Annotated in this window: 8 protein-coding genes and 2 pseudogenes; 3 read left to right on the top strand and 7 right to left on the bottom strand. The window is 56.1% G+C overall.

What is annotated here, in order from left to right; genetic code table 11:
* Window positions 1–67: 67 nt before the first annotated feature.
* Together IEX53_RS22950 and IEX53_RS22955 are read right to left on the bottom strand one after the other, a co-directional pair.
* Window positions 68–1,936, bottom strand: a pseudogene (locus tag IEX53_RS22950) (thiamine pyrophosphate-binding protein); the annotation flags it as partial.
* 117 nt (window positions 1,937–2,053) lie between these two features.
* Complete coding sequence (locus IEX53_RS22955) at window positions 2,054–3,073, bottom strand: 1-aminocyclopropane-1-carboxylate deaminase (RefSeq protein ID WP_188826503.1); 1,020 nt, start codon at window positions 3,071–3,073, stop codon at window positions 2,054–2,056.
* Between the two features lie 148 nt (window positions 3,074–3,221).
* Here IEX53_RS22955 and IEX53_RS22960 point away from each other — a divergent pair, with 148 nt between their 5' ends.
* Window positions 3,222–3,698 (top strand): Lrp/AsnC family transcriptional regulator, encoded by a 477-nt coding sequence (locus tag IEX53_RS22960; RefSeq protein ID WP_188826504.1) that lies wholly within the window; start codon window positions 3,222–3,224, stop codon window positions 3,696–3,698.
* A gap of 812 nt (window positions 3,699–4,510) precedes the next feature.
* Here the strand turns inward: IEX53_RS22960 and IEX53_RS22965 are convergent.
* From IEX53_RS22965 to IEX53_RS22980, 4 genes are all read right to left on the bottom strand, one after another.
* Window positions 4,511–5,779: an FtsX-like permease family protein gene (locus tag IEX53_RS22965; protein WP_188826501.1), complete on the bottom strand. Its 1,269-nt coding sequence runs from the start codon at window positions 5,777–5,779 to the stop codon at window positions 4,511–4,513.
* Window positions 5,776–6,483: an ABC transporter ATP-binding protein gene (locus tag IEX53_RS22970; RefSeq protein WP_236016341.1), complete on the bottom strand. Its 708-nt coding sequence runs from the start codon at window positions 6,481–6,483 to the stop codon at window positions 5,776–5,778. Before IEX53_RS22970 ends, IEX53_RS22965 begins: the two co-directional genes overlap by 4 nt.
* A gap of 2 nt (window positions 6,484–6,485) precedes the next feature.
* Window positions 6,486–6,950: a hypothetical protein gene (locus IEX53_RS22975; protein ID WP_373288715.1), complete on the bottom strand. Its 465-nt coding sequence runs from the start codon at window positions 6,948–6,950 to the stop codon at window positions 6,486–6,488.
* A gap of 65 nt (window positions 6,951–7,015) precedes the next feature.
* The gene (locus tag IEX53_RS22980; RefSeq protein ID WP_188826502.1) at window positions 7,016–8,773 is read right to left on the bottom strand and encodes an alkaline phosphatase; all 1,758 of its coding nucleotides are present in this window, start codon (window positions 8,771–8,773) and stop codon (window positions 7,016–7,018) included.
* 416 nt (window positions 8,774–9,189) lie between these two features.
* Between IEX53_RS22980 and IEX53_RS22985 the strand changes: the two genes are divergently transcribed.
* The gene (locus tag IEX53_RS22985; protein ID WP_188826507.1) at window positions 9,190–10,539 is read left to right on the top strand and encodes a DUF7986 domain-containing protein; all 1,350 of its coding nucleotides are present in this window, start codon (window positions 9,190–9,192) and stop codon (window positions 10,537–10,539) included.
* A 679-nt stretch (window positions 10,540–11,218) separates the two neighbouring features.
* Window positions 11,219–11,908, top strand: coding sequence for a transposase (locus IEX53_RS22995; protein WP_236016342.1), 690 nt, complete (start codon window positions 11,219–11,221; stop codon window positions 11,906–11,908).
* A gap of 490 nt (window positions 11,909–12,398) precedes the next feature.
* Here IEX53_RS22995 and IEX53_RS23000 read toward each other — a convergent pair.
* A pseudogene (locus IEX53_RS23000) lies at window positions 12,399–12,479 on the bottom strand (exonuclease domain-containing protein); the annotation flags it as partial.
* Between the last annotated feature and the right edge of the window lie 136 nt (window positions 12,480–12,615).

A 12,615-nucleotide genomic window follows, 5' to 3' on the forward strand; every position in this document is an offset into this window, starting at 1 on the left:
TCTAACCGGAGCCTTCTTCGCACGCTCACATCTCCCGCGGCAGGAGGGCAGCGGGAAAGCGCTTACTTCGAAGCCAGTAGGCACCGTCGATAGCACCCTGCCGGAAATTATCATCAACGCGCTTGATCGGCTGTTCGACTGGCTTGGTGGTCAGGCGTAGATAGACCGAGCCGCCGGTCTCGTCGCGTAGCCAGGTGCGTTCGTCTCGGTTCGCGTCGCCATCGCGTTGCAGATAGTCGAAGGCCCATTCCATGATCACGGCCAGCTCATCGGCGAAGGCCGGTTCGAAGGCAGCGAGACCGTCTTGGCTCATACCAATTAACGGGGTTCCAATAGACTGGTGGGCTCCACCCTCAGGGGCCAGCGTAACGCCCGAAGGTGTTCCAACGATAATGAAGCGGGCATCTTGATAACAGGCATAGTTCAGCGCATCGAGGCCGCGGCACACAAAGGGATCATAGACAGTCCCGACTGGAATCAGCCGCTTGCCGAACAGGGAATGGCTAATGCCGGCGGCACCCAGTAGTAGGAACAGGTTCATCTCTGCGATGCCGAGCTCAACATGCTGGCCCTTGGGCGTGAACTCCCACTTTGCCGTTGAGGGAATGCGATGTTCAATGAAGGCATCCGCCACCGCCTCGCGGGCGAACAGCTTACGACGGTTGACCCATGGACCGAGGCTGGTTGTGCCGGTGACATCTGGTGATGTAGTTATTATACGACTGGCCAGCTCAATTCCGCCTTTGGCGAGTTCGTCCAGAATCTTGCCGAAGGCCATCTGGGTCGAGGCCTCCCGTGACGTGTCGACCGCGATAGCAGGTACATCCAGGCGCGTGTCACTGTGGCGACGGTGGCCGTTCGAGAAGAATGGAACATTGGCAAGAAACGATTTTAGTCCTGCTATATCCCTGACGCCGGCGAACGGTTCCCACTCTTGGCCGGCAGCGATACCCATATAGGCCTGCCACTCGGCAAACTGTTTGTTATTCATGAGGCCGCCGTGATTGTCCTTATGTCCGGCAATGGGTGTCCCCCAGCCCTTGACCGTATAGGCGAGGAAACAGGTCGGTCGGTCATGCTCGATCGTGGCGAACGCGTTGGCCATCGTCTCCACGCAGTTGCCGCCAAGGTTCTCCATCAACGATGCAAGCTCCGTGTCACTATGGCGGTCGATCAATGCGGATATATCGCCCTGGTCACCGAGATCATCCATTAGTCGCTTACGCCATACGGCACCGCCCATGAAGGTTAACGCAGAGTATTCCTGGTTTGGGCAACGATCGATCCAGTCGCGCAGCTTGATCCCGCCCGACTCTCCGAACACCGCGCGTTGCAAGGCGCCGTACTTTATTCGCACTACATCCCAGCCGAAGGCATCGAAGATTTTCTCGATACGTTCGAACAGTCCCTCTCGGACGATGCCGTCGAGCGATTGCCGGTTGTAATCAATGATCCACCAACAATTGCGCAGGCCGTTCTTCCACCCCTCCTGCAAGGTTTCGTAAATATTGCCTTCATCAAGTTCGGCGTCTCCCAACAGTGCCACCATACGGCCGAGCGGCAGGTCAGAACCCCATTCTTTGCCCTTGATGAAGTCCTGAACGATCGAGGCCAACGCCGTGATGCCGACACCTAGCCCGACCGACCCGGTTGAGAAATCGACATCGTCAATATCCTTCGTCCGGCTCGGATAACTCTGAGCTCCACCAAATCCACGGAAATTCTCCATTTTTTCCCGTGTCTGGTTGCCCATAAGATAGTGCATCGCGTGGAAGATAGGTGAGGCGTGCGGCTTGACTGCTACCCGGTCTTCAGGCCTTAGGGCCGAGAAATAGAGGGCAGTCAGGATGGAGACCATAGAAGCGGAACTCGCTTGGTGGCCGCCGACTTTGATACCGTCCACTTTCAGCCGGATATGGTTGGCATGGTGGATCATCCAGTGTGATAGCCACAGCAGCCGCTGCTCGATAGTTTTGAGGTGGAGATCTCGTGAATCTGTCATCGTGTTGTTCAAAACTGCTGTGTTGGAAGATACGCTTTGCGGTGGAAGGGATTAGCCTTCCCTGTAATAGTAGCTGTATCCGTTGAGAGCCGGCGCGCCGCCGAGATGCGCATAGAGCAGCTTCGATCCTTCCGGAAAGAAATCTTTGCGTGTCAGGTCGATCATGCCCTGCATCGATTTCCCTTCATAGATCGGGTCGGTGATCATTGCTTCAGTGCGTGCGGCCAAGCGAATAGCTTCGTTCGTCTCGTCCGAAGGCACGCCGTAGGCCGGATAAGCGTAATCCGGATTGATGACGATCTCGTCTTCGCGAACCTTTCGGCCCAGCCCAACCAGTTCGGACGTGTTGTCGACGATTGACCGGACCTGTGCTCGTGTCTGATCAAGGGTACCGGAGGCATCAATGCCGATCACTCGATCTGCGCGATCCTGAGCGGCGAAGCCAACGATCATGCCGGCCTGGGTGGAACCCGTGACAACACAGACGATGATATAATCGAATTCGAAGCCGAGTTCGGCCTCCTGCTCCGCTACTTCCTCGGCAAAGCCGATATAGCCGAGTGCACCATACTTGTGCACTGATGCACCCGCGGGAATTGGATAGGGCTTACCTCCGGCGTCCTTCACAGACTGGATTGCATTTTCCCAACTCTTGCGGATGCCGATGTCGAAACCATCATCAACGAGCCTGCTGTCAGCACCCATCAGGCGTGTCATCAGGATATTGCCGACGCGATCGTACACCGCATCGTAATGCGGCACCCACTTCTCCTGAATAACCACGCATTTCATGCCAATCTTGGCAGCCGTCGCCGCAACCATTCGGGTATGGTTAGACTGGACACCGCCGATTGATACCAGGGTGTCGGCACCCGAAGCTATAGCGTCGGGAACGATATACTCAAGCTTCCTGAGCTTGTTCCCTCCCATGGCGAGGCCAGAGTTGCAGTCATCGCGTTTAGCATAGATTTCAACCTTGCCCCCGAGAGCGGCGGATAGGCGCGGCAGGTGTTCGATCGGCGTCGGGCCAAAGGTAAGCGGATAGCGTTCAAAATTGTCAAGTAGCGACATCGGCGAGCCTTCCATGGGTGATTCGTTATCCAGTCCAAATATATGGTAAGTTCCCTGAAAGGTGCTTTCGAAATTGGATCGAGTATGTGCCTGTTACGTGCGACATTGCGCTTGGGTTATCCGTTTAGGTGGCAATAAAATGGAAAATATGGAAGAATCTTCCGCTCAGCCTTTAGACCGTACAGATCTCCGGATCTTGCGTGCACTACAAATCGACGGACGACTTACCAATGCTGAACTGGCCGCACGTGTGAACGTCAGTCCCGCCACCTGTCACCGTCGTACTCAGCGCTTGTTCGAAGAGGGCTACATCAAAGGTGTGAGGGCGCTGATAGCGCCGGAGGTGGTAGGGCTGGGAGCGCTAGTAATGGTTGGTGTGGTGCTTGACCGTTCGACCCCAGAGAGTTTTGGCGCGTTCGAAGATGCGGTCGTTCAAATGAAAGAGGTGCTGGATTGCAATCTCGTTGCGGGCGATTTCGACTATCTGCTGAAGATACGCGTTCGCGACATGGTCGACTTCAACAAGCTGCACGGCCAGAAGCTAATCGGCCTTCCCGGCGTCCGCCAGATCCGCACTTTTTTCGTTATGAAGGAAGTGAAAGAAAATCACCCCCTGCCGTTTTGAAGAGTTGAGAGGATCGTAGCAAACCTCGTCGCATTAAACAGTCGCGAACAGCTACGCTTTCGATCGTTTGACTGACGCTGATCGAACCTTTAGGGTAACCCAGTTCCGACATTGGGGCGACTGGCCCGGCCTACTAGCAGCATCGATGCCGCTCCAGGGAGATTGAGAATTGCGGCGGGAAGGCTGATTTCTCTGCTCGATGAGCACGTCTTCCATCTGCCTCGGCGAAACGGCAGGTATCTTTCGTCTCTTCATCCTCTCGCTCTCAATATTGGCGATCGTGCGCGCCTTCTTGGACCGAGAGCAGGTCTCACCCTATCAACATGAGACGTAAGCGGATCAAGATGACAGAGCGCTCACCGCTCGACAAGCATTTCTGGTCCGTCCGCCTATAGCCCAATATGCGGTCAGTTTTCCTGGATGCAGCTTGTGGCCCATTCGTGCTGCTTGTTCATCGGGTGCGAACATCACCTCGATCCCAAGAAGCCCTGCTATTCCCTTCAGGCGTCACGACACGAAGGTGTTGAATCTGTCCGACTTTTAAGAACGTATCCGGAACTCAGGTCGGTTTAACCGTGGACGTCGTTGCTTTTTCGGCCCTGAGAGCCTCTCTTCTCGATGCTCGTGGGATTCCATAGCGACCACGTTCTAACATCCCGACAGCAGCCGCCGCTCGCATCTGGCTCGGCGAGACCCCAATCACCCCATCTGATTCCGAAAATAACCGGGGTGCTTCGTGGTCCGGGCCAGCCACTCGCCGACATTGAAATTCCTATAACAGAGTCCCGGTCATCAAATAGGCCCGATGCAAATCAGGCTCGCAATGCGGATGCCGCACTCATGCGCAAGGTAAGGAGCGCCGGAACCAGCGAGACAATCGCCGCAACCGTGATAAAGCCCACTGCAAACCAGACATCGCTCAGTGCGAATTCGACAGGCATTTTCACCGCCGTCGTGGCTGTGAGCCATGACGTGACGGCGCGAGCGACGCCGTATCCAATCCCCAGGCCCAAAAATATCCCGAGCAGTAACAGGAAGAACAACTCGCCCCAGACAATTGCCATGATGGAACGGACAGGCGCGCCAAGTGCCCTCAATGCCCCAATCTGCCGCTTGCGCGCGCCGATATGCATGACCGCGACAAGCAGCAAGGCAAAAGCGACAATCACTTGTGTCCCCGCCGCGATGCCAAGCAGCAGACGGCGAGCATCGCCCAGCGTCGAATAAAGGCGGGTCAGGACCTCCGCTGGAAAGATTGCCAAGGTCCTGTCGGAGCGATATTCCTGCCGCAACCGATAAGCATCCGCGATGGTGTTCGGTTTGACAAGAATTGCAGGAACCCCAGGGCTGTCTGCATCGAAAGCTTCGTCCAGCGGCGCATCGATATCGATTTCATGATGGCTATGCGTGTGCGGGTCTTCCCTGACCAGCACACCCATCCCGTTGCCGGGTTTTGGCACGTGCTGCTCTTCATGACCGCTCATTCCATGCAGCTGCCAGACCGTGCGGATCGGCACGAGGATGGAGCGATCCCAAGCCGTGCCGGTCGGCGCCATTTTGCCGGCTACCTGATAGCTGATTTCGGTATGCGCATGACCACCGGTTTCCACCGTCCCGTGCATCGGGTTAACCTTTACACCCATCGGCAAGTCGACGGCTGAGCCGATGACGGCTTCTCCCAAGCGGGAGAACGGCGCACCTTCCAAAAGCTTTGGTGACAATGCCGCGACGAGCTGCGTCGTCGTGCCCACGATCGGAAAGCCCATGGCGCTGTCGCCAAAGCCAATGGGGGCTGCGAAGGCAACACGGCTATCACTGGCAAGTTTGCCAAGCATTGTCCCTGACATGAGCGGCAAAGGCGACGGCTGGAGAAAGACCGTCGATAGAGTGAGCTGCGTGTCGCTTCCTGCGGCGCCGATCACCAGATCGAACTTGTCGGACGCCCGCGCCGTACCCAGCCTTACTGCGCGTTCCTGCAAGGTCACGACGGAGCTCAACGCCACCGAAAGCGCCAACAAAACGACAACGGCCACGGCCCCGCTCCAGAAGCGGCGCAGATCGGCAAGGATGAAAGCGATCATGACAATTGGGTCTCCACGCCGTCGCTCGCGATCTTTCCACCTTCCAGGCGGATTTGGCGCTCCAGATATTTCATCAGTTGCTGGTCGTGCGTCACGACGACCAGCGTCGCACCTTCGGCGGTTGCCAGTCCCACCAGAAGCTCGGCGACACCTGCACCGGTTTTCTGATCCAGACTGGCAGTCGGCTCATCGGCCACGATGACGCCGGGCCTGGAAAGCATGGCACGGGCGATAGCCACGCGCTGCATTTCGCCACGCGACAATGTCTCGATATGTTGTGCGGGCCGCGCAATGCCGACGGTTTCAAGGAGCTGAAGCGCCCTCTCCCCCTCCGCCTCCTTGACTCTGCGGCTCAACTTGACCGGCAGCATGACATTGGCAAGCGCAGACAGGCCGGGGAAGAGATGAAAATCCTGCATCACCAGCCCGATGTTGCGCGCGCGGAAGGCATCGCGTTTGAAAGCTGCAAGGCTGCTGATTTCCGTTTCACCCCAGACTACCCGCCCGGTTTTGACCAGCTCCAGCCCCGTTATCGCATTTACAAGCGTGCTTTTGCCGGACCCCGATGCGCCGGTGATCGCCAGATGGCCGCCAGCAGGCAGATTGAACTTTTCAATAGCAAGAACAGGCAGTGCAAGGCCGGGAAAGCGCACTTCCAGATTGGCGATATCGAGCGACAGTCCGGAAGGTCTGGCGAGCATCATTATCAGACCGCCTTAAAAGAAGCGTCACGCAGACGAAGCTGGCTGACAAAGCCGGTTTCGGGGTCGGTCCAAGAGCCATATTCAAGGGTGCCGCGCGTCTGGATCGGCGCGTTGAACTGCACGAAAGTCTGCTTGGAGGCGAGATAGACCACGACGATATTATCCGGCCAGTCCGAATCCGAGGAGCAGAACGGGCAGATCGACATCGGTATTTCAGTGAGCACAAAGAAATTGGCTTCCGCCTTGAGTGGTGGCGCCATGAAACCGCTAATGGCAACCTTGCTGCCTGCCGAAGCTTTCACCTGATCTGAAAACTCCAGCCCCAACACGCCAAAGCTCTTGTAGAGATTATCGAATCCCAGTCGCTCCGCCGCATGGGCCTTGCCGAGAAAGCTCATCAGCGGCGCCGACGCCAGCGCTCCAAGCATCAGTTGCCTGCGATTGAGGCGTTGCGATCCGCGCATCATGAACTCCATCAAAAGAGATGGACAGGCGACCAAAGCCGCCTGTCCCAAAAGCGAGATTCCGAGGACTATTCAGCCTTCATCTTGCCAAGCGCAAAGGTGTCGGCGAGCACACGATAGACATCGCTCTGTTCCATATAACCGCGAAGACCTTCGGAGCCGGGTCCCGATGCCTGCAGAACCACGTCATCGACGGCATGAACGCTGGTATCGTCTTCCTTCGGAATATTGCCCTGAACGAAGACTGCACCTGGAACATCCTTGTAGGCCTCATTGGCTACATATTCGCCTTTTTCATTCTTGATGGCAGGAACAAAAGCGCCATCCATCTTGGGACGGAAGGTCTCATAGTGATCCGGGCCGTTATTGGCAGCCATGAACAGACGACGCGACACGTCGACACGGTCCGGATACCCGTCACCATTGGTATCTTCGTAATTCGGGAAACCGGCAGCATCGTAGGTGCCAACCTTTTCGCGCATTTCATCGCCCGGCTTTTCATCATCGACAGTGCCGATGATCGCCACGCCATGGGTATGATCGCCGGTCACGATGATCAGGGTGTCAGGGTTCTTTTCAGCGAATTCGCGTGCAACGCCGACGGCCTTGTCGAACTCGATGGTGTCGACCAGCGCACGATCCCAATCGAGCGGATGGCTCATCTTGTCGACCGACGCGCCTTCAACCATCAGGAAAAACCCTTCAGGGTTCCTGGACAGCTGGTCCAGAGCAGCCTTGGTCATTTCAACCAGGCCTGGCTGGTTCGGGAACTTCTCGACCGTGCCCTTCTTCAGGAATTCACGGTCGAGCGTGACATCCATATTGCCGGTATGGAAAAGGCCGAGAAGCTTGTCCTGATTGGACTGGCCCGAGGCTGCCAACTCATCCTTGCTGGTGACAAGCGCATAACCTGCGTCCTTGAACAACTGGATGTAATCCTTGTCATCCTTGCGCTTGGAACCGGGAACATCCTTGGAAAGGAAATAGGCCGAGCCACCGCCAAGAATAACCTCCGGCTTCACGTCATACATCATGCCGACAATATCGGCCTTGTCGGAACGCTTGCGCGTGTGGGCGACCAGCGCTGCAGGCGTCGCATCCTGAATTTCGGATGTCGAAACAATGCCGATCGACTTCTTCGTTTCACGACGCAATGCTTCGGCAATGGTCTCGACCTTCGGATCATCCAGGCTTGCAGGGGTGCGGTCGGCATAGACGCCAAGTGCGTTCACGCGGGATTTATGACCGGTCATATAAGCCGACATGGTGTTGGCGCTGTCGGTCGCAATCGAATGCGTGGACGAGGTGCCGATGAAAGCGACCGGCGGAATCTCGTCCATCTGGAGGCGACCATTGGCCTTGCCCTCTGTCATCCCCTTGGACATGAGGCGGGCGCCGGTGCGGTGCGCAACGGAAAGGCCGTCAGCGATCAGGAAGATGATATTCCTGGCCTTGGCTTCATTGCCGGTCGAATAGACGTCCCAGTTGACGGACTTCGTTTCATCACCAGCCGAGACTTCAACCTTGTAATCGCCAGGCTTGCCGATCTTCAGGCCGCGCAAGATCAATGCTGAACCAAGGACCTTGTCCTCATCGCCTTTTTCCTCAGCGACAAACTCGACCTTGCTGCCGAACACGGCTTCGTAGTCTTGGCCATTGACGGTGACCTTCACCTCCTCCGGGTTGACGACTTTGTCGAACTCAACCTTGAAATCGAATGGCGAGTTGACAAGGATTGTCGCCCGGTCGAGCGGATAGACGGTCGCGGCCCCGTCAGCGGTCGTCAGCATGGTTGCAGAAGTGAGAGCAAGAAGCAGTCTGCGCATATTAATAATCCCCACTGTGTGATTGCATGGGGAATTGAATAAGAAAACCAGATGACACTGGTATAACACTCTGCCTATTTATTGGTATAATATGATTTGCCGGCTATCCTAAGCGCAATGGCATCGGCATCGTACGTCTGGCAGTATTACCGTCCTCAGCGGGCGCCTGCCGGAGATCATCGCAGGCTTCCGGGCGTCGCATCCCAAGATAGATCGGTCCAAAGTTCTCTACCCGCGAAGCATTCAGAATGTACCGCATTCGAGCACACGTCATAAAATCGCGATGTAAAATCGCAGCAAAATCGCTGTACCGTCTTGCCAGGCCGCAAAAGCGGCTCCAAAATTGCGACATGATAGAACGGACCGCTGTTCCCGGCGCGTCATCGCAGAACACATTGGAATCCGGAGAACCCGGCATGTCGGCCAGTCACGATCTCAAAGGACTTATAAAATTCCTCTCCCGCGATCCATGGAGCGACTGCTTCGAGGAAGTGTATTATGACCATTTCGGCCCTGTTCTCGATGCCGGCGACATGGATTTCGAGGATCTCGCCGAGATCATTGGCGATCACTGGGCGATGACCCTGTGGGGCTGTGCCTTCGAAGATTTTCTTACGCAGGACTTTGACATCGAGGGTGGCAATATCGTCGATGAATATCTCAAGCGGCGCGGCTTTAAGGAAAACGCTCAAGCCAAAGCCTACATGAAGGCGTTGCGCGGCTCGGTCATGAGCCTTTATGAAGTCGGGACGGTGGTGCCTGGAAAGTCGCTGATGGCGCGCGATCTGATCCGTGGCGGCGAGCCTATCACGGTCAGCGAGGAAACAGCCACGAAAACGCTCAGGCAATGGGACAAAGTTGCCAGTCGTATTGTACCCGTCCTGGGTAAGAACGTTTTCGCCGGCGGGCTGCTGCCGTTCACGCCGCAGGCCTCGGAAATGCTGTTCGATGGCTTGCGTCAAACGTTCGGAGGAAACGACGCGACAAAGCTGCCGTCCATCAAGGACGAAGAACTCCAGGCGGTGGCAGCCATATTCACGCTTTCATGGCTGTTCGATACGCTTGGGCAGATGGCAAGCGGCCCGTCATTCCGGAACTCGGACGGTGACGAGATCCTGTTCCATGATGTCAAGTTTTCGCTAGCACCGGGGGTAAAGCAGAAAGACATTGCCGCACAGGTGAATACCATTGCGGACATGACGCAGGAAAACGCAAAATTCTGGAACTGGCTGGAGGAGGAGCCCAAGGCGGATACCGGTCAAAACGATACGCTTTCCCTCGACACCACGATGGACGATGGCTCACGTGTGCTGGGGAATGTCGAATTAAAGGGAAGATTTCTGTATCTATCGACCAATTCGGCGGAGCGCGCGGAAAATGGAACCGCCCTGCTCCGGCAGGCGCTCGGCACCCTCGTCGACGCCCCGCTGACAGAAACGCGATCCGTCGAGGAGATGATGGCCGAAGCACCGGGTTCTGATGCGGAAGACGCAGCACTCGATATCCCGCCTGAAATCGCCGAGCAGGTCGTTCATGAGTTCATGGACCGCCAGTATCGCCAGACGCTCGACCAACCGGTCGGCATGCTCGACCACAAGACACCGCGTCAGGCCGTAAAGTCAGCCGGTGGCCGCCAGAAGGTCGCCGATTGGCTCAAATACCTGGAAAACCGGTCCTCGAAACAGCCCGATCCGGCAGATCCCATGGCGACATACAGTTTCGAGTGGATGTGGCGCGAACTCGGCATCCACGACCTGCGTCAATAGTGCCCGAAATGGACATATCAGGTGGACCATGCCGACAAATTCTGGCCCACAAGAAATTCTTCATTGCAGTCAACACCTCAGCCGGACTCAACGAGACTTATGCGAAGGTCGTTAATCACAGTAGCGAGCCACGGCGCTCCGATCAGCGGCATCACCCGCACCACAGCTAGTTTCGGGATGGCACGGTCGAAAATCGCGAGATTTGCATCTCCATTCAGCCGTGATGAATAGATGATGCCATCCGGTACGGAGCGGTGTTCGTGGAATGCAAGCGACCACTTCCGCGCGAGATTCTGGTGAGAGGATTTTGCAACATCCGCCGGCACTCCCACTCTGACCGCATGATCGTCGCGTAGATCTACCAGACGGAGATCTGTCAGGATTTCAATCTCGGCATAACGCCGCGCATGGATTTCATTTTTATCGATCGGAAGAGCCGATTGACAGTCATCCCGGAATCCGGGTGCGGCTTCATCGGAATCGGCAGCCTATATTAGGCTGGACGAACGTACAGCCGCATTACGGCATCCCGATGTGACGGGAAAAATATCCAGCGCGGTTGCCCGGCGGCAATTAGGCAATTATATGAGATAAAGCTCGATGCGAGAGTTGAACGCGAGGACAGTCCGCATTACGCAATGGCTTGCTATGCAGACGTTTGTGTCCCAGGGAAGAATTTATGAGGCAGCCGGCCCGACCGTTTATCGTGGAAGTCAAAAAAAAGCGCGGCCTTCAAAAGCAAACTCGTTCGATCTGGGCCGATGTTGATCTGTCTGCGTTTGCCGCTGAGACGGCAAACGAGACTCCCTTCGCCCAACTGTTGGATCATCCGGTTGTTGACTCCAGTATGTCGCTCGTTAATGCTGCAACAAAACACAAATCTTTCGCGGAGCACCATATGGCCGACCCTCAGGAAACCGGAGCAGAACAGATCGCTCTCGAAGCGACGGCCAAAGCAGAGGCACCCAAGACGAAGGAGATGGCTACGCGGCCGTCTAAAGCAAAGGCGGAATCCAGGCCGTCCGTGAGCAAGAAGGCAGCCCGGATGGCTGAAGCTTCGACAGTTGCGGTTCGAAGCCGTCGAAAGCTCCATTCCCCACAGGAACGCGCCCAAATTCTCAGCGATATCGAACAGTCAGTCGGTGGCGGGCAGAGCATCAAGAGCGCGGCCAAAGAGGCTGGCATATCGGAACAGACGTATTATCAATGGAAGAAGACTGCGGCTCCTGTAGCAGCGCCTGTTCCAGAGAACAACGATCTGAAGGATCTGCTGGCGCTTGAAGAAGAAAACAAACGCCTGAAGAACCTGCTGGCGGAACGTCTGCGCAAGGAGAATGCCGAACTGAGGAAGAAGCTGGGGCTGGAGTAAGAGCAAAACCGGCAATCGCGAATATAAATGGATGATGCATTCTGAACGTCTCGCCCCTCTGCCTGGCAAGAAGCGTCGCGAGCCGATTTGAAGTCGACACGCTTGTCATTATCAGCACCGCTATCGCACAGCGAGAGGTTAACGCGCTGAAAGGCGCGGATTTTGCGCTAATGATTTCAACTCGCACTTCCTTGCACATAGGATTGCGATTCGTCGGCCGACTGGGTATTTTCAGGTGGCTCGGCCATCACATGCGGCTCCAGCAGGCGAAATCGACCGTCCCCCTGTACCGGACCGCTGCTGCTGCCACCGTCGGCATGAGCCGCGTTGCAATCGCAAGATAAAAATCCATCGGTCACTGGCAACCTGGAGCTGTCGCTGAAATCGATGGTCGACTTCGAGAAAGTGCAGCCGCTATTGCGTCGGGCGTAGGAGGACGGGTGAGAATTGGGTGACGATCTGTTGTATTCTGCGCCGGGAGGCGGTTGGCCTCATCGAATGTAAACGCAACGGCGCCGATTTCGATGATCTTGTCCTTGCGACAATTGAGGCCGATGGTCTCGGTGTCAAGGGATCACGCCTTTCAGCGGAAATCAGTCTTGCTCATGAGCCGCATTGAACCTTTGACCATTCTATTTTAACTATACCCCGATTCCGTGACGACCCGAAAAAGGGGTTGGCAAATCTGCGGAATTGGATTTGTGTTA

Origin of the sequence: Paramesorhizobium endophyticum, assembly GCF_014640615.1 — a bacterium.
GTDB lineage: Bacteria > Pseudomonadota > Alphaproteobacteria > Rhizobiales > Rhizobiaceae > Paramesorhizobium > Paramesorhizobium endophyticum.

What these genes read in the sequence shown, in the direction of transcription:
- IEX53_RS22955 (WP_188826503.1), bottom strand. Translation starts at nt 3,073, where the DNA reads ATGTCGCTACTTGACAATTTTGAACGCTATCCGCTTACCTTTGGCCCG.
- IEX53_RS22960 (WP_188826504.1), top strand. Translation starts at nt 3,222, where the DNA reads ATGGAAGAATCTTCCGCTCAGCCTTTAGACCGTACAGATCTCCGGATC.
- IEX53_RS22965 (WP_188826501.1), bottom strand. Translation starts at nt 5,779, where the DNA reads ATGATCGCTTTCATCCTTGCCGATCTGCGCCGCTTCTGGAGCGGGGCC.
- IEX53_RS22970 (WP_236016341.1), bottom strand. Translation starts at nt 6,483, where the DNA reads ATGATGCTCGCCAGACCTTCCGGACTGTCGCTCGATATCGCCAATCTG.
- IEX53_RS22975 (WP_373288715.1), bottom strand. Translation starts at nt 6,950, where the DNA reads ATGATGCGCGGATCGCAACGCCTCAATCGCAGGCAACTGATGCTTGGA.
- IEX53_RS22980 (WP_188826502.1), bottom strand. Translation starts at nt 8,773, where the DNA reads ATGCGCAGACTGCTTCTTGCTCTCACTTCTGCAACCATGCTGACGACC.
- IEX53_RS22985 (WP_188826507.1), top strand. Translation starts at nt 9,190, where the DNA reads ATGTCGGCCAGTCACGATCTCAAAGGACTTATAAAATTCCTCTCCCGC.
- IEX53_RS22995 (WP_236016342.1), top strand. Translation starts at nt 11,219, where the DNA reads ATGAGGCAGCCGGCCCGACCGTTTATCGTGGAAGTCAAAAAAAAGCGC.